We start from the raw sequence: 23318 nt of genomic DNA on the forward strand, positions 1-23318 counted from the left end.
CTTAAGCGGTACTCTGGGCGTTGTTTACTTATCTAAGTTCTTCGGTTTGGATTACAAACTGCACTTTGCCTGCTACATTGGCATCCTTGCCCATATAAGTATCAAAACGGTCAACTTTGGTTTCCATAACGCGTTTTTGGGCCTCGCCAATATGCAACTCATTAACGGATTGGTCAATTCCTGAACGAATTGAATTAATTCCTTGCTGACGGATCTGACCTATACCGCTATTTATTTTTTCAGCGGCCTGGCGGGAAGAGTTGGAGCCTTCGGCCACCTGCCCCAAGGCATTTTGGGCTGACTCCAATGAATTGCTGGTAACAGACATGGGCGGCAGTTTTTGACCATTTACTTCTCCGCCCTGCACCAGCGTGGTAAGCGTAGATTTTTGTTTCTCCAGACCAACCAGTAAAGGCTTAATAATACCTCCGACCGCTGGGTTGTCGGCATAGGCCTGTATACTTTCAATCATTTTACCGTTTATCAGCAAAGCGCCTTGAGCCAATTGTTCTTCGGCTTTATTAAGAGCTATTAATTGCCCAATTCCTGATTTGATTTTATTGACTGCGTCTGCTAACTTGCTTTGCCCGTCTGCCAGTTGTTTACTTCCGTCTTCAACCTGTTCCAGGGCTTGATCGAGTTGAGTTATTCCCTCACTTAACTCACTTAATTTGCTCTCCATGTCTATATCCGGCAAAGGCGGCATCTTAGGCTGAACCACCATATTAATAGCATCCATTTCGAAGTCCTTTGCCTGCATCGTCAAAACGGCCTCCGCCTCTGGATAAGGGAAGAGTACCCAGTTGACTTTCATCTTCTCCCCAACTACTGTTACCATACCTTCAGGTGCATCTACCTGACTAAATTTCTCGATGGGCAAATCTACTGAAACCATGGTCATTAGCGGTGTATACACTTCCCGCGTAGCATGCTGCACCTGTCCTGCATTGGTATAAGCCAGGGTTTCCTGACTTTTCATCTGGTTATCGATTTTTACTACTATCTTCACTTCTCCTGATTTGCCAGGAAGTCGTTCCGGATTAACAGCTTTGCCATTTAAATAATATTGTATAGATGTTTTAATTGGCAGTGCCTGTTTGGTCTTCCCGGAATAATAGATGTCTTTTTGATCGCTGTTTAAATCAGACAATACTACCCCATCAGCTGATTTCTTCACCTTAAATGATCCGTTTAGTGCTTTTATCTGCTCCAACTGCACTGGATCTTTTATGTTTTCGGGCACATTACCATCAAAATGGAACCAGCTAACCACGGTGGTGTCTTTTACTGCACCATCGGCATTAAGCTTGACATAAACGGTTTCGTTTTTACTAACATCTCCTTTGGCTTCTGCCGCAGCTTTGCTTTCCTGTCCGGATGTTCCCTTTTGGGCTAAAGCAACTTTTGGTTTTTCAGGTGTTTTATGAACTGTTTGAGCCAGCATCGGGGTGGTAAAAACCAGGCCGAGTACTGCAGCTATGGTAATAATAAAGGCGTATTTTTTATGAGATTGTTTTTTCAATTCCTTCTCCTCCTTCATTTTTAAGTCCCTTGTGCCAGCGCAAGCTGGTAGCAGCAATCAGTTCTTGACAAATTACTAACAACGGGGGCAGGAAAAAGAGTATCGCCAGCATGCTTATAACCGCTCCCCGAGCAATCATCATACTCAAAGAACCAATCATATCCACTTTAGATATAAAGCCAACCCCGATGGTTGCAAAGGCTAAAGCCAAGGCACTGGTTACTATCGACCCGCCGGTTCCCTGAACCGCATTGCGGATGGCATTATATTTGTCATGAACCGCCAGTTCTTCCTTGTAGCGGGTGACCATCAGAATTGCATAGTTTATGCAGGAGCCCAGCTGGATTGCCCCAATCGTCATAACCGCGATAAAGGGTATGGTTGTATTGGTATAGTAGGGAATCCCCAAATTAATAAATATAGCCAGCTCTATCACCAGTACCAACAGTAACGGCAAAGTAATAGATCCAAACGTTAACGCCAGAATGATGAGTATTGCCCCGATCGACCATTTATCTACCTCTTTTTGGTCCGTGTCTGCCAGCTTGATCATATCATCGGTTAACACAGATTCCCCGCTTAGATAACTATTCGGAAAGTAACGCGCAGTTTGGGCGCGGATATCTTTTATCATTTCCGGCGCATGTTCGTCAGCAGGCGCATATTTTGATTGAATCAAGGTGTAGTCATATTGGCCATTACTGAAACTCTCTTTAATATCACTGGGGATATATTCATCCGGTATGGCGATATCCTTGACATCGGTAATGGAAGTTACCCCGGTAACCCCGTCAACCTTACTGAGCTGGGATGCTAATGCCTTTAACTTCCATTCTTTGTCACAGGGCGTGATAAGAAAAAGCGTATCGGAAGAACCGAATCTTTGTTTGATATAATCAGTGCTTTTAATTGATTCTATCTCCCGCGGTAATGCGTCAGAAAGATTGTAAAACACCGGGACATTTTCTTTACCGTAAAACGCGGGGAACAGCAGCAGAACGAATAATCCTGCCAGTACCCAGTAGCGTTTGGAAACCAAACGGGCTGTCCATTCAAATTTCGGCAGCAAAACCCGATGCTTATAATGGCTGATTAGGTCATCACATAACAGAATCAAAGATGGCAGCAAGGTCAGAGATATGATAACCCCCAGAGCCACACCCTTGGCCATAACAAACCCCATATCCTTGCCTAAACCTATTTGCATAACCGACAAAGACAAAAAACCTGCTATAGCCGTCAATGAACTGGAACCAATAGCTACAAAGGTTTTATGAATAGCTTCCTCCATGGCAGCTTCCTTCTTGCCCAGGCGGTTCTTTTCCTCCTGGTAGCGATGCAGTAGGAATATGGAGAAGTCCATGGTTACCCCTAGCTGCAATACTGCCGCGATGGCACTAGTAACATAAGATATATCTCCCAAAAATATATTGCTGCCCAGGTTGTATACCACGGCGGCACCGATTGAGGCAAGGAATAATACCGGCACAATCGTGGAGGTTAACGTCAAAGACAGAATAAAAAAGATTAAAACCACAGCCAGTATTAGATATATTGTTTTTTCATGGTTCATCAATATGCGCAGATCGGAAATTACAGCCGAGGTGCCGCCCAAATACATATTCCGGTTAAGCAGATCCTTTATTTCAGCGATGGCCGCCACCGTCAGCTCCGAACCAGAACCTTCCATAAACTGTATCTGCATCAAGGTCGCATCTTTATTATAGAATTGGTCGCAGACCTTTTCGGGAATAAATTCACGGGGAATAGTAATATCTGCCCAATTGTCAATCCAGATAACCTTTTCTACCCCATCGATTTTCTCAATCTTCTTTTTCAGATTTTGAACCTGCCAATCTTCTTGATCTTCTACCAGCAGAAAAGCGTTGCCGGCAACTCCAAAATCCTTTTCTAAAATGTTTTGACCCTGAACTGAATTGAGTTCCTGAGGTAAATAGGTTAACAGATCATAGTTTATCTTGGTTGCTGACATACCGTAAAATCCAGGTATCAGCAACAGAGCACAAAACAAAATGATAAACTTGTAATGCCTGACTACCCACTGACTAAAAGACTTCATTTATTTCTATCACTCCTTGTACTACAAGTTTAAATCAGATGATTAAATTACTTATGACTCCCAAAAATACCATTATAAGTAATTCAGTTACACAAGAAATTGCTTTTAGGCACAAAAATTTAATAGCGACCCTTAGGATGCAGCCTAAATCCATGTGTAATTCTGGCGGTCATACTTTTTAATAATCCATACCCTATCTGTTACCGTTTATAACAGGTTCTGAAAGATTGCATGACCCTGCAAGGAATTCAGATCAGGAGGCAGAGTTTGCAGTAAATTAGAACTAACTTGGCTTTCGGTTAACCCAGTTAGCACAACGATTGCCATAAAAATAACGATTATCATTCCCAGCTTACGATAGTTATGCATCTTTATATGCCAGTCTCTCATTTTCATCTCTCCAATATGATTTTATTTTCTTGATGCAAGGTTAAATCAGCCTTATGTTCCTCGATTTTCTACATCCCCTTCCAATACAGATTATTAAATATATATTTTGATATGCAATTACTTTGAATATCAAACTAATTGCATAAAAAAAGGTACTGCCTATTCTACTAATTTCATTATAATTTCCTTAAAAATCTTTCTCTCGTCTTGGCTTAATTGACCAAAGAGTTTTTCGGCCGAGCTTTTTTTACTGATCTGAATATCATCAAACACCTCTTTTCCCCGATGGGATAGTCTAACCTCCACAACCCGGCGATCATTTTCCAGCCGATCCCTTAAAACGTAACCTCTGGCAACTAAACGATCAACGGTAGTAGTAAGCGTACCAACGGTGAGACGCAGATGTTTGGCCAGGTTGGTCATCCTTTCCTTCCTGGTAAGTCCAATAGTATGCACGGCTCGCAAATCTGCCGGGCTAAGATGTTCTAAACCCTGCTCACGGTAATGTTCCTCCTCCAAAAGATTGTACTTGTCAATTAAAAGTCTAAAGAATTTATCCAGGCTTTCAAAATCGTCAGCACTCATTTAAGATTCACCTGCCTTTATTTTGATTATCAAAATAAAATGCCTTTATGATAATACCATGTTTTATGTAAAAGTAAAAGCAAAAAAACATCAGTTTTTAGAAAAAATAAAATAGGGGCAAAAAGTTATAATTTAATCTGAGTAATTAACTGTATTCAGAGTAAAAAAAGACGTTATTCAATAAATACGGTACTGCCGCTGACCCCGGGAACGGCCTGGGTAACGATTAGCCTTCGGGCGACCCTTTGTTTTAATTCTTCCACGTGACTGATAACCCCTACGGTCAGTTTTTCTGAACGCAGGTTTTCCAAGGCATCAACTACGATTTCTAAGGTTTCTGCATCCAAGGTACCAAAACCTTCATCCAGGAAGAAAAACTCCAAGGAGGCCCGTCCCATCTGGATATGGGAAGATAATGCCAGGGCCAAGGCCAATGAGGTTAAAAAGGTTTCTCCGCCGGAGAGGGTATGGGTGGCCCTTCTTACTCCCCCATTGTAATCATCCCGCACAATAAAATTACCCTCGGCACTGAGTTCCAGGGCATAGCGTCCGCGGGTAATATCCTTGAGTTTAACCGAGGCTTCCCGGGAGATATAGTCAAGCTGGATGCGGGCAATATATTCTATAAATCTTTTGCCTTTAAATATATTTTCCAAATCCGTTATCAAACCATATTCATGGTCAAGGTCATCCTTTTTTCGGTGCAGTTCCTGCCGGACAGACCATCTTTTTTCAGCTTCATTATAAGTTGCTTCTTGCAAAATGAGCCGGTTTTTTAAATCCTCTCGCCTTCCCTGCAGTTCCTCTCGTCTTAACTGAAGTTTTTGCCAATCTTCTGTACTTATACTAAATCCGCTCAGTTTTTGTTCTATTCTTTGAATATGGGCGACATTAAGTGCCAGATCAGCATTATATTCCTGTACTGATTGGCGCAGTTGATTAATTGCATATTCGTCTCTATAAAATTTGGACAATTCAACCCGGTCAGCAAAACCATTTTGGCTTAAGGCCTGCTCAAATTCAATACGTTCCTGCTCTAGCACTTTGCGAAGCGACCTTAGGTCTCCTTTAAGGTTGGAATGTTGCTGCTTAAGCTCGGTATACAGCTCTTTTTGATACTCAAAACTGCTGTTTATTTTCTGATAGTTATTTTCAATGTCGGTGATTATCTTCTCCTGGTCAGCCAATGCGGTCTTGGGATCTTCCTCACCGCATATGGTCTTAAGCTCAGCCTGCAGTTGTTTGAGAAGCTGATTTTTTTCCTGACCGCGAGTGGTAATCTCAGTTCTGCTCAGATCCAATCTATTGACTTCTTCCTGCAAAGATAACCTTTCAGTTTCCAAGCGGCTAAGTTCGGTTTGCTGAACCTTTAGCTGGCTTTCCAGGTTTTCTGCCTGGCGGTCATTTTGCAGCACCTGGAGATATTCTTCCTCCGCCTGTTGTATGCCCAGTTCTGTGCAAAGCAAGTTAAGGCGTTCCTGACTGGTTTGTAATCTTAGCCGACTCTGTTCTTGCAGGGACTCTTGTTTTGCCAGATTTTCGCAATCTTTTTGTTGAGCGGTCTTAAGTGCAGCGACTTCTGTATTCCACCTGGATAGCTGGTCTTTTAATTCGTTTATTTGGTCATCCGTATTCTTTTGCTGATTTTCCCAGGAGTTTATGGCAGATTTCAATTCTCTAAAATAGTCAAGGTTTTTTTGAGCCTGTACCTGCAAATCAGCAAGTTGGCGACCGTCAATCCTTTCATCCAGGGCGGCGAGGGTTTGTTCCTGGTAGACAACTTTAGCTGATAAATCCCGTAATTCAAGCTCAATCTGGCGAACCAGGGCCTGCTGTTCCGCCACTTGTTTATCTAAGAGCAGATGTTTTTGGGTAAGAGCCTCCATTTCACGTCCCTCATCGGCCTGAACAGGCGCCGGATGACTGGTTGAACCACAAACTGGACAAGCTTCACCGGGACATAGTTTTTTGGCCAGCACCGCAGCCAAATTTTTTTCCCGATTCTGGCCAATTAGCTGTTGATATTCCTGGCGCAGTGTTTCTTGGCTTTTAAGCTCTCCCTGTTCTTGGCTAAACCGTTCACTTAAGGATGTTTTTTTTGCATATAGCTTGGCCAAGGATTCCTGAAGCGTCTTTTTTTCCTGTTGCCAGGCAGCTAATGTATCGATCTCTTGCTGCAACTGGTTATTTTTCTGCTGCCAGTTGAGCAAATCTTCTTGACAACCTGGACAGTTTTCCTCCAGGTTCCGCTTTTTAACAAATAATTCATCCAAAACGGCTTTTTTTAGTTGGTGTTGTTCAGTCAGGGTTTTTATTTTTAGCTGACCAGCCCGCAAGCCTGTATTTAGCTGGTTGATATATTGCTGCAACTCTTCTTGCTTCCTTGACTCCTGCTGCAGTTGGCGTTCTTCTTCATAGGCATGATTTAATTTTTCCCTTATGTGGGGGGATATTTTTAGTTCTTCCAGCTTTTTGCGGCAGCCGTTGCTTAATTCCAATCGAGCGGTTATCTCGTTTTGTTTTTGTTCCAGGTCTTTTTTAAGTTCTGTTAACGTTTGGCTGAATGTCTGGTATTGCCTGCGCAGCTCATCATATTCATTTTGGATTTGCTTAATTTCTTCGGCTATTTTTATACCTCTTTTTAGCTGCAGGATTTTCTCCCGGCCGCGGGGTACTTCCAGATCTCTTTTTTGGCAGGCTTTTTCCCAGTCTTGGCGGGTGTTCATAAGCTGTTCATCAAGTTCAGTGACTTGCCTGTTTAAAACCAGCAGTTTTTTATTCCGTTCTGCTGCTTCAAATTCCCTTTGTTCCAGGCGGTTTAGGAGAGGTTTTATTTGAGCGGCTTGCTCAGCCCGGTCAATTTGCGCCTGCCATTCATTTATTTTTTCCTTCTGCAAATTTAATTCATCAGCTTGTTGCCTATAGGTTTCTAATTCCTCCTGCCACTCCCAAATGAGTTTGTATTTCTGAAATTTAGCTTCCACATCCCGCCATAGATATTCAGTCAGCAGACAATCCGCTTTCAACCGTTCCAATTGGGATCTTTGTTCAGTCATGGTATCCTCGCTTACATCTGCATAAGCGCTCAGCAGGCTTTCCATCTGCGCTACTTGTAGATATTGGCTATCTTTCAAACGCTTGATGCGCGCCGACATTTTTTCTCCGTATTCTTCGAGGGCAAAAATGCGTTCCAGCATTTGCCCCCGGTCGCCTCCCGTCATTTGCAGGAATTCGCTGAAACTTCCCTGCGGTAATACTACCGAACGGGTAAAATCCTCCGCATTTAAACCGATTAGTTCTTCTATTCCGGCATTGACCTCGCGTTGCCCTTCATATAAAACCTTGGGGTTATCGGGTTCACTTAAATCATAGAGGCTGGCTGCTTTGGTACTAACCCTTTCATGGCCAGTTTTGCTGTTGAAGGTACGTTTATAGGTTCTTTGCACTTGATAAATACTGTATTGCCCGCTTGCTCCCAAGCCAAATTTAAATATCACCTGCGCCGTATCGGTCTGTGTGTTGACAATGCCGTTAAGCTGTCCTCCAGCCCTAGGAATCTTACCATAAAGCGCCAAGGTGATACCATCCAGGATGGTTGATTTTCCACTCCCGGTCGGCCCAAAAATACCGAATAATCCACCTTCACTCAGACGATTAAAATCTATATGCTGTTCTTCTATAAAACTATTCAAGCCCTTGATCTTCAGTAGCAGCGGCTTCATCCTGCTCATCCCCCCCTTCCATAACATAAAGAAACAGTTTTGTCAGCTCAGCTGGGGGGGCGGCTCCTTGTTTTTGGAATCTATAAAAACTTTTGAACAACTCTTCCAGGTTAAGTTCTCTAAAATCACTTGGGTTGTGAGCCAGACATTCATCCCGGCTGTTTAGAATCGGGCGTATCTGTACGATATCCTGACGCAGGCTCTTCATTTCTTTTATTTCTGCCTGGGTTAAGACCCGCTCCGTATAAATATCTATATAGACCCAACTGCTGGCGGCTTGCTCTTGTCGGCATTTTTCAATGGCCATCTCGATACTGTTACATTCCCAGACCTCAATAGGTTTATAATTGTGCAGCCATATCTCCTCGACTTGAGCCGGTTGTTCCGGTACTGCTTCAACCAGAAACACGGCCTTGCTGTAGCCCACTTCACTCCGGCTGTACTGCAGCGGGGAACCGCTGTAGTAAGCAGGGACACCAGCCCCGCTTACCTTTTGGGGTCGATGCAGGTGTCCCAGGGCAACATACTGGGCTCTGGGCAGCATGGCAGCATCGACTGCCAAGCCTCCTCCCAACTGGATGCGGCGTTCAGAATCACTTTCCAGACCGCCATTGACATAGAGGTGAGAGACGGCCAGATTAATCGAATCAGCCTCATATTGCTGCGATAAATGCGCAAATATTTCCCCAATCCGGTCAGAATATGCCTTCTGGGACAGGTTTTCATCATCCTGCCCCGAAAGTATTTCATTGAGGCGCTTTTCACTGGGATAAGGGAGACTCAGGATAACCACCTTTTCATTTCGTATGGCTAACTTCAGATATCCCGATCCGGCTTCATAAACCTCAAAACCGTTATATTTTCCGCATTGCGCCACTGTTTTAGGCATCCCCAGCAGGATCACGCCGTGCTCCCTGGCCAGAGGCGCTGCTGCCATCAGACGCTCGGGATTATCGTGATTGCCTGCTATAACAACTATAGCCCGTCCTTGTTTAGCCAAGCTTTTAAGGGTTTGATAAAACAGACTCTCGGCTGCTGCCGAAGGATTGGGGCTGTCAAAAACATCACCCGCTATAAGGATTATATCTACAGACCGGCGCTCAGAAATTTCAAGCAGTTCTTCCAGGAATTGTTCCTGTTCCTGCAAACGGCTGCAACCCTCCAGGGTTTTGCCCAGGTGCCAATCAGACGTATGTAAGATTCTCATATTTTCACTATTTCCTCCGTATGAAACAGGTATAGATAGCTCTCTTTGACATTTTGATTAAGGATTTTTTCCAGTGCAGTTTGATACAGCTGTACCTGAACACTGTATTCCTGAATGAGTTCTGCCCGGTTTTGGGCACTGATATAATCAGTCTTGTAATCAACCAAAACCAGATCATCACCTTCTCTAAAATACAGGTCAATAACGCCCTGGATGAGCAGTTCTTCTTTTAAATCTTCTATTTCCGGCAGAAGTTCATGGGCTTTATATACCAGATTAAAGGGGACTTCCCGAAATACTTGGGAGGCATTTAAGAGGCGCTGCCCCAATTTGGATCGGAAAAAACGCAGGATTTTGCCGATCTGGATCGAATTAATCTCTTCCTCATCCAGCAATTCATTTTGCAGCATCTCCTGCAGCTGTTCTTCAATTTCATCACGGCTGGAAACCTTGGTTAAATCCAGATGCTGCATCACAAAATGCATGGCAGTTCCCCGCTCTGCACCGGTCAGCCCTGATTTTTTCATGTTATCACCAGTATCGTTCATAAACTCCGGGGGATTTATATATGCAGGCGGTTCGTATAAATCGGCCTCCAAATTTCCGGTCTGCAGTTTTTTCACAGAGCTGACCGATAGCTTGGACGGTATTTTAACGGCGTCCTGATATGGATAATGCCAGGCAAGCCTGGTATCAATTACTTCTTTAAAGGCAGAAGTTTCCTGGCGATTAAAAAACTGCATCCGGTTTAACATATTTATTTGATGATCTTTTAAAATTTCGACCTGTCTGTTAAGCAGAGCTGGGCTAAGTATTTCCACACGCCAGCAGGATTCATCTGGATTAATCTCGTAGCTGTCCGTTTCCAAGTTGATTAAATCGCGCAGGATTTCCCCATCTGGATGACGCATCACTACCGGGCCAATCCAATCCATGAAATTGCGTGCCTTGCTCAGATTAAAAGGCTCCAGGGCTTGATTCCACTTGACGGCCTGCCGGGGTATGTCCTTAAGGGAAGCTAACATAATAAGCTTGTTGACAGGTCGGGTACAGGCCACATACAGAATTCTCATTTCTTCAGACAGATTTTCCATCTTAATACGGCTTTTCATAGCCAGGCGCGGCAGTGTATCTCTGCTGATCCGGGCGGTAGGATCTATGTATCGTGGACCAATACCCAGGGTTTTGTGAAATAAGACCGGGGCGCTCGTATCACTGAAGTTAAACTGTTTTCCCATACCGGCCAAGATGACGATTGGAAATTCCAGCCCTTTACTTTTATGTATACTCATAATGCGCACCACATTATCATTTTCACCGAGTATGCGTGCCATGTCCATATCACCGCTGCTGGATTTAAGTTTGTCGACAAACCTGATGAAATTATACAGACCTTTTAAAGACGTTTCCTGAAACTGCCGGGCGCGATCAAACAGGATGCGCAGGTTGGCTTGACGCTGCAGGCCACCCGGCATGGCTCCGACATAATGGTAGTATCCGGTTTTAAACATTATTTCCCAGATCAGTTCCTCTATGGGCATATAGCGGGATTTATCCTTCCATAAATCCAGTTGATTCATAAACTGCCGGAGTTTGGACTGTAATTCATCATCATGGGTAGCCATATATTCTGCGGTTGCTTCATAAAAAGCAGGTGCTTGGCTATTTAAGCGGATAGCCAGCAAATCCTCGGCATTAAACCGTCCCAGGGGCGAGCGCATAACACTGAGCAACGGAATATCCTGTCTTTTATTATCAACTAGGCGCAGGAGGTTTAAAAAAATCTCTACTTCCAAGGCCTCAAAATATCCCCTGTTTACATCGGCATACACAGGTATGCCCTGTCGGGATAGGATCTCCAGATAAACAGCGGAGCGATCAATAGTAGAACGCATGAGTATGACAATATCTCTATAATCAACTGGACGTACAGCCGCTAGTCGGGGATCATAGATGGGCTGCCCCAGAAGTTCTTTTATTCGGCGAGCGGCGAAACTTGCCTCCACTTCGATATCGTTTATATCGTCTGCGTCTTCGTCAAACTCCAGCAGATCCGGATCTTTTTCTATCAGGAGGACTTCTATACTGGCATCCTCAGATTCTTGCATGGAAGCCCCATAATTCAGGCAGGCTCGCTCATCATATTCTATCTCACCCAGTTCCGGGGACATAATCTGACCGAAAATATAGTTTACCCCATGAATAATCTCGGCCCGGCTGCGAAAGTTCATACCCAGGTCTATGCGCCGGTTCAAATCGGTTTCTTCTGATCCAAAATTTTCATATTTGGCTATAAACAAAGTAGGATCCGCCAGACGAAAACGATATATGCTTTGCTTGACATCCCCGACCATAAAGAGGTTGTCATCTCTTTTTATATAATTCAGCAGGGCTTCCTGAACCAGGTTACTGTCCTGGTACTCATCCACAAAGATATAAACATATTTGGAACGGTAAGCTTCTGCCACTTCTGGATAGGACAGTATGTGCAGGGCAAAGTGTTCCAAGTCATTAAAATCCAGCATACCCTTGTCGGCTTTTTTTTCCTGGTAACGTTGCCCAAATCTATCCACCAGATCGACCAATGCTTGCATATAAGGGTGGAGTTCCACTAGATCTGAGGCATAATCGTCCAAGTTTCTGCCTAAGGAGCTGGTTTGGATGGATTGGATAATTTTCTTCCCCTCATCGCGCAGTGCCTTTACCTGATTCTGTAATTGAGGGTCACAATCCTTGGCTGCCCGCCCTAATCGCTGATGACTGGCTGTTTGCAATCTATCATAAAGGCAAGCAAAACCCTTTTGACGGCAGTTTTCCAAATCTTCAGTCAAAAGCAGATCAGCCTCAATAGCTGCCCGGTATCCATCCAATCCGTTGTCCTGGTTAATAAGAAGGAGAGCCTGGGCAAACAGCTCCCTGGCCCCGGCCAGTTGCATCCGTATATCCCGATTCAGATACTCAAACCAGTTACTGGCCTCCAGTTTATTTCCGTCCAGGTTAAATGCTTCGACTTGGGCAATCAACCATTCCCTGGAATCCGGCTGACTCTGAATAAAATCATGGGTTCTCAAAATAAGGTTCTCCACCGGAGTATCATATTTGGAGACGGCAAAACGTTCCGCCAACCCCAAAAAGGCTTCATTTTCCTCGGCATAGGCTTCTTCCATGATTTCCTCAACGGCCTCCAGACGCAACAATTCACATTCGGCCGTATCGCCGATACGGAATTTTGGGTCTATGTCCAGAAGGTGAAAATGTTCCCGCACCAACTCGGTACAGAAAGCATGCAGGGTGCTGATGGAAGCACGATTGAGCAACTGCATCTGCCTTCTTAGAAAGGAAGTATCATCATTATGCTGCTCATTTAATTGAGCTGCAATCGCCGCGCTAATTCTATCCCGCATTTCTCCGGCCGCCGCATTGGTAAACGTAACGATCAGCAGTCGATCAATGTCGACCTTGTCAGAAATTATGATTTGAATAATTCTTTCCACTAAAACCGCAGTTTTCCCCGACCCGGCGGCAGCAGCTACCAGGAGATTGCTGTTGCGTGCCTGAATGGCTTGACTCTGCTCTTTAGTCCAACGATTCATCAGCTTTCCTCCCTCGATGCTCGCGTATTTTAGTCATTACTTCAGTATCCTGCAAACCGGCCATGTTTTTAAATTGATTACCGGCAAACAGCTTGTCAAATTGACATACAGCATGGTAAATACAGTTGTCACAAGCCTTCCACTTATCCTTTTTAGCTGGCTCAATGGCGATCTTGCCCCTTAGCATTTCATCCCCTAGTTCCTTGAGCAGATCATTTATGTAATCTATCAGCAGTTCAAATTCCTGTTCTTCCAGAACGGAAGAGTTGGCGGTAAACTCATCGTTTTGTTTGATCCCCAGGGGCAGAAATTCAGAGTTGCCCTGCAGGGCGTTGTCCATAGAACGCACGATGGATATATCTTTTAAAGCCAAACCTTTCATCTTCAAAGCTTTGCGGATTTTTTCCTCAATATTGCTAAGATCATTGTCGGTAACAGATATTAACGGATCATCAATTTTGAAATAAAACAGACCTGCCGGTCTACGGGGCTTGAGGTCGCTGTCAGTCTGTTTCATCACCGCGAGCAGATATACAATCAGTTGCAGATTAAGACCGAAATACAGATCAGACAGGCTGAATTGTTTTTCCCCGCTTTTATAATCAATGATCTTTATATAATCGATTTCCTCTCCTTTTAAAACATCTATCCGATCTATCCGGCCTTCCAGGTAAATATGCTGGCCATCGCTCAGTACAATCTTAAGGGGCGGCAGAATATTGCCAAAACCAAAACCGGCTTCATAGAGTAAAGGCTCAAAATCCCCATTTTTAATATGTTCTGTGAGAGTCCATACGGCTCGATGGCTAATTCTTTTCAGCCTTTTGGCCAAGTAACGATATCTGAAACTGCTCGTTAATATCCCGTTATTATGTTGCGGCAGCTTCTGTTCCAAAACCTTTTCCATAACTGCTTCGCAATCATCCTGATTTAGATCCCGCCAATTTAAACCTTGTTCGTTCAAAGCGGCGGCAAAACCATACATCCCCTCATGGAGCACTACTCCGATATCGGGGGCGCCAACGGCAAAGGTTTTTCTCTCCTGGGGTCTTAGCCCATAACGAATAAAATGGGCAAAGGGACATGCCGCAAACTGCTCCAGGCGGGATACGCTGGCACGAAAGGGACTTTTATATAGATTTACTGCGGTGCGGGAATCTAAATCAGCACACTGATTCTGGTAAAACAGAGCCTCTAGGACTGCCTGACGGCGTTCATCCCAGGATTGGTTGTGAAAATACCATCCATAGACATCCCACCACAGATCTTCAATTTCTTCCCCGTCCAAATACAGGCGCAGGTTTTCGACAAGATATTTAAAACTGCTGTCAGCTGTAGCAATGTGTTCCATTTCAAGCTCCAAACTCTTGATAAGATCGCTTTGTATTTGGAGAGTGGGGAATATGCTGTGCAGACGGTTAATTAGCATCGAAGGCCGCATCGCTTTGCCTTCCTGGTCAGCGATCGCATAAGTAAGGTATAAATAATTTTGAGGTTTGCTAAAGGCCTCATATATAGCCAGACTTTCCTCCTCGGCTATCATTTCCTTATTTATACCCCAATCCAATCCATGGTTTTTAAAAAAATCTTTATCTTCCTCTGTAAAAATTCCGGCAGCGCTTTTTCCGGCTGGAATTATTCCGTCATTAACCCCCATTACGAAAAGTGCTTTGAGGTTACGGTTTTTGGAGCGTTTCAGATCACCGATCATTACCTGGTCTACAGTAGTAGGTATAATACCGACATCAAAGGCCTGGTAGCCGGTGGCCAGTAATCCGGCATACTCTTTTAGATTTAGTTCATTTTCACCCAGAATTTCAACCAGCTGATCAAACGTTTCCATGACGATTTTTAATACCTGGGCATTTTCATGAGCATACTCGTACAAACCCTGATTGCGAAGCTCCTCTATCCAGTTTAACAGTTTGTTTTCTATGTCCAGTACCTGCAGGTACTTATACATTGCCCGGCTGATATCCCGACCAGTTTTTTTCCCCGCTGTCTCATGGGCCAGTTTTTGTAAAGGTGCAAACAACCGTTCCCGGTACTGGTTCAACATTTCCAGAGCCGGTGTCCCCAGCTCATTTTGACCGCGGGTGAAGTTTTCCTGGCACAACCTGCCTTGTATCCCATAGGCCAGCATATAGTTTTCCATTTCCTCGCATTCTTCTGGATTCAAATCGGTAAAACCGGTTTTTAACAACAGGAATATATCTTCCTGACGATAGCCGCGGTTAATAACCCCCAGCGAAGCAAGAATCAGTTTAATAATAGGGTTGTTATCCAGCGGACGTTTCTCGTCCATAAAATAAGGTATTCTATATTCATAGAAAACCCTTCTGACGACCGAGCCGTAACTATCCAAATCATTGCATAGAACTGCCATATCTCGCCAACGATAGTCCTGTTCCCTGGCTAGTTCAACGATAAGAGAGGCGATGTGTTCTACTTCGCTGTAAATATTTTTGGCCGCAAAAACCTTTATGTTATTAACCGGATCTTCATAAGTATCCCAAGGGAAGGCGTAGAGCTCCCGGGTGAGATGGCGGAGTGGAACGGATAGCTTGTCACCCTGAGTCGTAACGGTTTCTTCCGGCAGGCCGTTGCCAACGGCAATTTCATGAATCTGCTCATAGCAGCGCCGGTAAGGCTTGAACAGCTCCTGATCCCGGCCGGACTTAGGGTCTATAGTCAGACAAAAAGTCGTATCCCGGGCCAGAGTCATTATTTTTTCCAGAATTCTGCGGTTTTGCGGGGTGAAGCCTGTAAAACCATCCAACCATACCCGGGCACCCTTAATGAAAGATGATTTTTCCATTTTATCTATCAAAAGATTAAATTGATCTTCCAGGTCTAGGTAATGCCCTTCCATATAGTTAATGAATGCTTCATATATGAGGGTCACATCCTGTAGTTTTTGTCGCTGAGGTCCGGCTTCCATTTCCAGTTGGCTGGATTTCAATAATTCCGGGGTAAGATCATATTGTTTTAATTCGGAAAATAATTGACTAAGATGTTCCACGAATCCTTCCTGTTTGCTCGCATTCTTATATATGCACAGGTCTTTATGTGCCTGGTTTAAGGTTTTTTTTATGATCATGTTCTTGCCTTGTTCGTTAATCAAAACCCGTGTTCTGCCGCCTGCCTCAGCCAAAATCCGATATGCCAGACGGTTAAAGCTAAGTACTTCAACTCGCATAATCCCAGGCAGCTGCAACTGCTCAATCAAATCCCTTTCGGCCTGCAACGTATATTGTTCCGGAACAAATAAAATCAACGGGTAATCGCCGCCCTGCTTTAAATCCGCCCCGATTTCCTCTATGGCACGGCGGCTCTTACCCGTTGCCGCCCGGCCCAAAATATATCTAATCACGATCTCACCTCTTTAAACGAATCAGTCTGGCTTGCAAACATTTGTTCGCTTTATTTTAACACATCTTTTTTTTCCCACCAAGCTATAAATTTTGCGCCCAACACTGCCGAAAACGGGTTTAAACGGTTTAATCAACTGGATATTCTTTTGCCTGTCTTACCATTTTACGATACAATTGGTTTGTTGGGGACAAGATGTGATAAAAAGGTGCAAACATTAAGGGAGAGGAATTCAAATGATCACTGGATTGGTAATTCTGGTAGTGGGGTTATTAATGTTCTTTTATGCCTGGATTCACTACCACAGGGCAGCCAGCACTCTCAGTTTGGTAAAGCAAGAGGATCTGGTTAGTTATTATCTAGATCTGGCCATCAGGCTTTTGCCGGTACCTTTTTGGAGCGCTCTAATCGGCATCTTATTGGCATTTGTCGGCATAATTGTTATTCTCATCAAAATTCCCTGGGTCTTTTAGACATGGATAACACTGGTTAATTCGGCAATCCTATAATTGTTCGGACTGTTTTAATCACCTTGCGCGAACTCCGGAAGCTCTCTCCAGGAATCGAGAAAAAATCAAGCTGACGTAACGATAGTATTAAAACCCCAAATGCAAAACTCTATGTCCTATGGGAAAAAACCGCGCTGCGGCCACCCAGCATCGCTAATATATTTATGCAGTTCTTGGGCAGACTCGTTAGGTGTATTTTCCCTATTTTTTTGTATCAGACCAAATTTGGGGTTCGCTCTTGCGGGTCAGTACGGTTACTAATATCATAAATCAGTTTCCTTCCTAAATAGTTGATACTTCACCAATTAATACGTATCCTTTATGTGTTATGGGCAGATTTTAGTTGGTAACCTTATCCAACAAGGCATCGTCATATTCGCCCAGATACCATTCCGAGGTAGCATCGGCTCCCAACACAGAACGTACAATAAGTTGGGTGCTGGGTTCAATTTTCTTTCGCAGGCCTTTTTCCACCTGTTTCACTTGCTCTGGCCCAAATACTACCGGCGTTCGTATTTTAGCAGCTACCAAGAAGACATTACCTTTTCTGGCATAATTGAATTCCAGAAGGTTGGCAGCTGGCTCGTAGGTTTTCAATTCTTCCGACAAGGTTTTCTCCAACTGCGTGTGAAATCGTAGTTCCTCTCCGCTCAGCTGACTGCCGACGTATTTTTCATCATAGAGATAGCGGGCAGCATCTACATCACGGGTTAGAACCGACCGAACCGTAAGATGGATTGGTACCTTTAATTTTTCGAAAAGTTGTTCTTCCAAAACTGCAACCTGTTCGGGAGAAATAACATTTGGCGTTCGAATGACTGCATATAGATTATTTACCCCTTTTTCTACTACGTTTTGTATATCGACCAGGTTGCTACCGGGATATAATTGCAGCCCTTCTTTCAGGATACCGGAGGCTTTGGAGATAAATACGTTTTGTTTGTTTTGTAGAAAACGACGGGCTTTTTCATCTTCGGAAATAAATACATAACCGCTACGGTCGTAGTCGCGTGAAATCATGGAGCGAACAATTAGTTGAATAGCAGGATCCACTTTCGTCTGCAGGGTCTTTTCGATCCGGGCAACCTGCTTAGCGTCAATTTCCTGAGGGGTTAGTACCTCTGCCATAACCTGCAGTTTGTCATCTTCATATTGATAACGAATATCTGCTACCCGGGCACCTGTATATGCTGCTACTTGGGTTGTAATCGTTTTTTGCAGAGATTCTGATAAAGCACGGCTGGCCGCAATCTGCTGCAGACTCTTGGTCATAAAAATGGCTACAAAAACGAGAATAACCATGCTCAGCCAAAAGCGATGCATAAAAGCGCTAAGCGTGGTAATTTCTTTTTCGGGTTTAGCCAGTCCGTATACCCAGTATACGATAGAAGCAGCCAACTCGATGGCCAGGAAATTAACAAAAAATAACAAGAAAGCGCCTCCTGCCAGGCTCCATTGTTGCAAAGCCAAACATATTCCGCAACTAGCTAAAGGAGGAACCAGGGCAGTGGCGATTGCCACTCCGGGTAATGCAGAGCCAATTTTATCATCTACCATGGCATATGCACCGGCAAACCCTGAAAATAGGGCGATTAAAATATCATATATGGTAGGCTGGGTTCGGGATAGGATTTCTGGACTTAATCCCAACCTAATCGGGATAAGACCAATTAATACAGCAATGGTCACTGCCAGGATAATGCCAGCAATTTCCGAAATTACTGCATTTTTTATTAAGTGTTGATCACCGTTGGACAGACCCAGCCCAATCCCAAAAATGGGGCCCATTAGTGGTGCTACCAGCATGGCGCCAATCACTACCGCAGTGCTTCCTACCAAAAGCCCGAATGAAGCGATAATTGTAGACAAGATCACCATTAAATAAAATGAAAAGCTGGGCTGAGATAATGTGCATATATTATTGTAAATTCGATCCTGGTTTTCTTTATCGATGCGAAGAGGGCGTTTGAACCTGAACCGACGAAATTTCATTAACATCTGATCCAACAATTATCGCGCTCCTCTCTTATCCGGGTATTCATACATTCTCTTATAAAAACCGGGATTCCTTTTTTTATAGACAGTTATTGATCTTTTTCAGTAAAAGAGAGAGCTGCCAGATGTGATGGACGAGCGCCCTTTAAGCCTGGCATAACTGGAAAACATCAATAGAATTAGCACGCATAAAAAAACGACAGACAGTTTTTACTGTCTGCCGATATATACCGCCACTTTAACGTTTCAGAAAATGTCCCTATCCTACCGCTGATAATCCAGTCAATTCTTCTACTAATCCAGCAACAGGATTCTAGCCCCGATAGCCAGCAACGCTATTCCCAACAGATCAATATAATGGAACTCATACTTTTTCATGCCGAATGCTCCCAGGCCATCGATCAACAAGGCGGTTGCTATCTGGGCAACAATAATAGCCGTAGTTGCATTTCCTACTCCGATTTGACCTATACTACGTACAACCGCATAAATAATAACGACGTTAAGCACCCCTCCCAGATAAACATACCAAGGTGCTTGACTTAATTTGTTTATACTATTAAAACCTATGCCCAGTGCAACTATAATCAGAAACGCAGTTATGGCTCCGATGACATGTACGATCAGGGTCGACTCCCAAATACCGGTTATTTTACCCAAAGCTGTATTGAGTGTTCCCTGCAGGGCCATGGCAGCTCCTGAACATGCGGCGACCCCAAGAAATATCCATTTTGACATGTTTGCTCTCCTCGTTTTTCCTTATTGTCCATCGGCTGGATGGAATTTATACCTGATAAAAATCAGAAGGCAGCTCTTGTTTTAAGAGCTGCCCCAGTCATATGATCGTTTTTACTATAAAAATTCTATTCGCTCATTACGTAAGCATCTTTCAGGCTTAAAACCTTTTCTGTCCATACTTTTTCAAATCTTTCCGGGTTAAGAGATGGATCTATAATCATTTTGTTGATCGCCTCTATCTGTTCTGGGCTTTGAACGAACGTTGAACGAAACATCAGGGCATAAGCAGCAAAATCACGAATCATAAAGGCGAATATTTCCTCAACTACTTCATCCTCGATGTGGTAAATCTTAATATTTTCCAGCGTAAGCTGCGCATAGGCCGTAGCTGCCAGAAGTTCTCCCAGGGCGATCATATAATCTACGTTGGACGCTTGCTCAGCGGTAGGTGCATTTTTAACTAAAAATTCCTTTAAAGCCTCCACCTGTTCGCGGAAAAGCAGGACATTGGTCTGATTCATCCCTTCATAACAAAGACGGTAATCACCGAAACGTACCTTTTTAAGACCGCCGGCTTTTTGTTTAAAGACATAATCGTCATCTGCCATATCATTACGTTTGGGTATCGGAGCAAAATCCGCCGGATTAAAGAAGTAAGACTGATAAAATTTGTTTACCAGGGCCATATTTACATGGGTAGTACCTTCCAAACGCGGCATCATGCCCGCATCGCGTATAAACATTTCCATAAAAGTGTCCTGTTCCATGCCTTTGGCACCAACGAGATCCAGCAACATTTGGGAGATTTTATCACCCTGGCTGCAGACCTTCATTTTAAGAATCGCATTATACATCAGATAACGCCGATCCTCATCCGAAGCCGAGCGGAAATAATCCATACACCTTAAGGCATAAAGCTTCATCGTTATAAGACGCAGATAAGATTCAGTAAACAGCCTGCGTACATGCGGGAACGCATAGACGGGCTTACCGTATAACACCCGGTTGCAGGTGTGATGCAGACATTCATAGAGGGCATGAGTTGCTTCACCGATGGAGGCCCACCCCACCATGCATTTACCTATATTGACTGTATTTAGGGCGGAATCCCAGGCCAAAGAACCGCGCGATACAATATCACCTTCGCTGACCGGATAATCATTGAGGTTGAATTCAGCAACATAGGCACAATGAGCCCCCTGGGTATCAATCTTTTTAACCAATTCATATTGCGGCTGCTGAGGATCAACCACGAAAAACACATATTCTCCGGTATCGGCCATTTTGCCGAACACGGAGAGCAGTGCCGCCTGATTGCCATTGCCGATATAGTATTTATTGCCCTTGGCTAAATAAGTCCCATCACCATTAGGATATAGGGTCATTTCATCGGCATAAATGTCATTCCCATGGTCGCGTTCGGACAGACCAAATCCAAAAATTGCTCCTTCGCGCAGGAGTGCCGCAGCTTTATGTTTTATAGCTTCATTATTTCCTAAAAATATAGGGCCCAATCCCAGGATGGTCACCTGATAGAGGTACTGATAATGCAGGGCGTAAAATCCGGATACCTCATTAAATTCTGCCACCCTCCACAGATCCCAGCGGGCATCCTCCCGACCGTAACCCGCCGGAGTAAGTAAGTCGGCAAATATTTCTTCCTTCCCGATGAAGTCAATGTAGTCCTCATACCAGGTAAAGTTTTTATCATCTTCTTTTATACTGGCCAATCCTTTTTTCTCAAAGAAAGCAATCGTCTTGAGCATAATTTCCCGCGCCCGAGGATCTAAATGTTCCCGTTCGTAATTATGAGGATTCAATAATACCATATTCAAAAGACCTCCCCTCGTATTGTTACTTATAATAATATCTAATTATGGTTAAATTTTCAATTTAACTATCAATTATAGTGTCTAATTATAGTTAATAGTATATTAGCGTTTTTTGCAAAACCTCAGTTAAAAAAATGAAGCCGCCAGGATTATAATCGTTCCCAGGGCCAATCCCCACCACCGGCTACCCTTGTTTTTAGCACCTGCCTGAGGCCAAAGTTGAAAGCAAACCAGATAGACCATGACACCCGAAGCCAAACCTAACATTAATGGCAATAGGTCAGGCAATACTTTCGCCATATATTTACCTATTATAGTCCCCAAAGGGGTTATGAACCCCAACAGTATAGTTTTAAGGAGAATGTGGTTTTTTTTCAGACCGCCCATCAATAAGGGGGCTGCAATCGCCATTCCTTCCGGGATATTATGTATGCCTATTCCCAGGGCAATAACCATGCCGGTCCTGGACTTCATTTCATCACCAAAAGCAATCGCCATCCCTTCCGGCAAATCATGCAGGGCAATTCCCAGCATAATCATATACCCAAGACTTATCAGGGTTTCAGCAGAATTAATCGCTCTAAAGAGCAAACTGTTAACAAATACCATGATTAATATACCAAGAGCCAAACCGATGCAAGTTTTGGCAACATTTCCAAAGACAAGGGCAGACGGCAGCATGTCAAAAACTACCACGGCTACCATAACCCCTGCCGCCAGACCTAAAAAAAAAGCCAGGCTTTTATTGCTCCAGCTTTTCCTAAAAAACAAAATTAACGCTCCAAAAGCTGTGCATGCCCCTGCCAGCAGACTCCATATTAATGAATTATCCAACTGCCCACTCCCCCAATAGAAATCTATAACAATTTTATGAGTGAGGGGTGGTTTTAATGAAAATTCCTGTGCCAAACAAGGTTTTAACTTAATATTAGCGGCATATTTTATTACCGCCTTACATATTTTGTAAACAGCAGACTGGCTCGTTTTTAAAAAGGGGGGTTACGATTGGGGGATAAATTGCCGATAGAATTAAAAGGGCTGTTTAAGTCATTTATGTTTGGCGCATTACTATGTATAGCCATCGGCGGGGTGATATATTATTCTGGTTTGCAGGAAACACTACTGGCACCTTTAGGCAAGCTAACCCTTGTTATCACAGTGTTCTATGCGGGATGTTACGCCAGCAAATCTTACGGAAATAAAGGCTTGATCCGTGGTATTACGATGGGCGTTTTATACTTTATACTTCTTATCATCGCATCGCTTATTTTTCAGGCCAGTCCGATTGATCTGACCAGTTTCTTCGTAAATCTGGCCATATGTGCAGGCGCAGGAGTGTTTGGAGGCATACTGGGGATTGGCTTAAGTGATAATTAGCCCCTGCCGCTGAGAACTAATGCAGGCGACTGATTTTGTTAAACGGGCCGGTAGTCTCCGGCTCGTTTAACAAATCTTATGGCCCAGATTATTTACCGCTACTTAAAAGCTAATAGCAGCTAAGCAAAAGGAGCAGCAATCCTGCCAGGAGAAACAACCCGCCCACAATAAGACTCGGATTGGGCATTTCTCCAACCTCCTTTACCAATCATAGCATTTTGGCAGTCTCAATAACTCATTAATATTTCTGATTTTTAGACTTCATTTCTCATCCCCAAACATCTTTTGTACCGGATAGCGTGCAGACATCTTATAGGGGCAGAGGACATGAACATATTCCTCGCCCTTTAACCTTCTATCCCCATATTTTTAGTAAAAGATTCCTCATAAACCCGG

The 23318-nt window shown here is 43.8% G+C and carries 14 protein-coding genes; 2 read left to right on the forward strand and 12 right to left on the reverse strand.

Annotation, left to right across the window (positions count from 1 at the left end; genetic code table 11):
- Positions 1-28 precede the first annotated feature (28 nt).
- The 8 genes from AAV90_RS00300 to addB form a co-directional block, all read right to left on the reverse strand.
- Positions 29-1522, reverse strand: a complete 1494-nt coding sequence (locus tag AAV90_RS00300) for a hypothetical protein (RefSeq protein ID WP_046494603.1) — start codon at positions 1520-1522, stop codon at positions 29-31.
- Positions 1503-3602: an efflux RND transporter permease subunit gene (locus tag AAV90_RS00305; protein WP_046494605.1), complete on the reverse strand. Its 2100-nt coding sequence runs from the start codon at positions 3600-3602 to the stop codon at positions 1503-1505. Before AAV90_RS00305 ends, AAV90_RS00300 begins: the two co-directional genes overlap by 20 nt.
- Before the next feature lie 207 nt (positions 3603-3809).
- On the reverse strand, positions 3810-3992 hold the full coding sequence (locus AAV90_RS00310; RefSeq protein ID WP_046494608.1) for a hypothetical protein: 183 nt from the start codon (positions 3990-3992) through the stop codon (positions 3810-3812).
- Between the two features lie 159 nt (positions 3993-4151).
- The gene (locus tag AAV90_RS00315) at positions 4152-4577 is read right to left on the reverse strand and encodes a MarR family winged helix-turn-helix transcriptional regulator (protein WP_046494610.1); all 426 of its coding nucleotides are present in this window, start codon (positions 4575-4577) and stop codon (positions 4152-4154) included.
- Between the two features lie 173 nt (positions 4578-4750).
- Positions 4751-8308 (reverse strand): SbcC/MukB-like Walker B domain-containing protein, encoded by a 3558-nt coding sequence (locus AAV90_RS00320; protein ID WP_207642021.1) that lies wholly within the window; start codon positions 8306-8308, stop codon positions 4751-4753.
- A complete protein-coding gene (locus AAV90_RS00325) occupies positions 8262-9506 on the reverse strand; it encodes a metallophosphoesterase family protein (RefSeq protein WP_046494614.1) in 1245 nt (414 codons plus the stop codon). Before AAV90_RS00325 ends, AAV90_RS00320 begins: the two co-directional genes overlap by 47 nt.
- Positions 9503-13099 carry a helicase-exonuclease AddAB subunit AddA gene (addA, locus tag AAV90_RS00330; RefSeq protein ID WP_046494616.1) on the reverse strand — a complete coding sequence of 1199 codons (3597 nt, stop codon included), beginning with the start codon at positions 13097-13099 and terminating at the stop codon, positions 9503-9505. The genes AAV90_RS00325 and addA overlap by 4 nt, the downstream gene beginning before the upstream one ends.
- Positions 13083-16472, reverse strand: a complete 3390-nt coding sequence (addB, locus tag AAV90_RS00335; RefSeq protein WP_052729494.1) for a helicase-exonuclease AddAB subunit AddB — start codon at positions 16470-16472, stop codon at positions 13083-13085. Before addB ends, addA begins: the two co-directional genes overlap by 17 nt.
- A gap of 235 nt (positions 16473-16707) precedes the next feature.
- Here addB and AAV90_RS00340 point away from each other — a divergent pair, with 235 nt between their 5' ends.
- Positions 16708-16944 carry a hypothetical protein gene (locus tag AAV90_RS00340; protein ID WP_046494620.1) on the forward strand — a complete coding sequence of 79 codons (237 nt, stop codon included), beginning with the start codon at positions 16708-16710 and terminating at the stop codon, positions 16942-16944.
- Positions 16945-17319: 375 nt separating this feature from the next.
- On the opposite strand, the gene AAV90_RS00345 is transcribed toward AAV90_RS00340, so the two are convergent.
- From AAV90_RS00345 to AAV90_RS00360, 4 genes are all read right to left on the reverse strand, one after another.
- The gene (locus AAV90_RS00345) at positions 17320-18990 is read right to left on the reverse strand and encodes a TIGR00341 family protein (protein ID WP_046494622.1); all 1671 of its coding nucleotides are present in this window, start codon (positions 18988-18990) and stop codon (positions 17320-17322) included.
- A 279-nt stretch (positions 18991-19269) separates the two neighbouring features.
- Positions 19270-19713 (reverse strand): DMT family transporter, encoded by a 444-nt coding sequence (locus tag AAV90_RS00350; protein WP_046494624.1) that lies wholly within the window; start codon positions 19711-19713, stop codon positions 19270-19272.
- A gap of 125 nt (positions 19714-19838) precedes the next feature.
- A complete protein-coding gene (locus AAV90_RS00355) occupies positions 19839-21542 on the reverse strand; it encodes an acyl-CoA dehydrogenase family protein (protein ID WP_046494626.1) in 1704 nt (567 codons plus the stop codon).
- A gap of 129 nt (positions 21543-21671) precedes the next feature.
- A complete protein-coding gene (locus AAV90_RS00360; RefSeq protein WP_157609447.1) occupies positions 21672-22316 on the reverse strand; it encodes a ZIP family metal transporter in 645 nt (214 codons plus the stop codon).
- A 234-nt stretch (positions 22317-22550) separates the two neighbouring features.
- Here AAV90_RS00360 and AAV90_RS00365 point away from each other — a divergent pair, with 234 nt between their 5' ends.
- Positions 22551-22922 carry a TIGR04086 family membrane protein gene (locus tag AAV90_RS00365; protein ID WP_046494628.1) on the forward strand — a complete coding sequence of 124 codons (372 nt, stop codon included), beginning with the start codon at positions 22551-22553 and terminating at the stop codon, positions 22920-22922.
- Positions 22923-23318: the final 396 nt, after the last annotated feature.

The sequence above is a fragment of the Syntrophomonas zehnderi OL-4 genome (assembly GCF_000983115.1).
Taxonomy (GTDB): Bacteria; Bacillota; Syntrophomonadia; order Syntrophomonadales; family Syntrophomonadaceae; genus Syntrophomonas_B; species Syntrophomonas_B zehnderi.

Coding starts and splice junctions, on each gene's coding strand:
- addA (WP_046494616.1), bottom strand. CDS start 13,099: ATGAATCGTTGGACTAAAGAGCAGAGTCAAGCCATTCAGGCACGCAAC.
- AAV90_RS00305 (WP_046494605.1), bottom strand. CDS start 3,602: ATGAAGTCTTTTAGTCAGTGGGTAGTCAGGCATTACAAGTTTATCATT.
- AAV90_RS00315 (WP_046494610.1), bottom strand. CDS start 4,577: ATGAGTGCTGACGATTTTGAAAGCCTGGATAAATTCTTTAGACTTTTA.
- AAV90_RS00350 (WP_046494624.1), bottom strand. CDS start 19,713: ATGTCAAAATGGATATTTCTTGGGGTCGCCGCATGTTCAGGAGCTGCC.
- AAV90_RS00310 (WP_046494608.1), bottom strand. CDS start 3,992: ATGAGAGACTGGCATATAAAGATGCATAACTATCGTAAGCTGGGAATG.
- AAV90_RS00325 (WP_046494614.1), bottom strand. CDS start 9,506: ATGAGAATCTTACATACGTCTGATTGGCACCTGGGCAAAACCCTGGAG.
- AAV90_RS00355 (WP_046494626.1), bottom strand. CDS start 21,542: ATGGTATTATTGAATCCTCATAATTACGAACGGGAACATTTAGATCCT.
- AAV90_RS00340 (WP_046494620.1), top strand. CDS start 16,708: ATGATCACTGGATTGGTAATTCTGGTAGTGGGGTTATTAATGTTCTTT.
- AAV90_RS00320 (WP_207642021.1), bottom strand. CDS start 8,308: ATGAGCAGGATGAAGCCGCTGCTACTGAAGATCAAGGGCTTGAATAGT.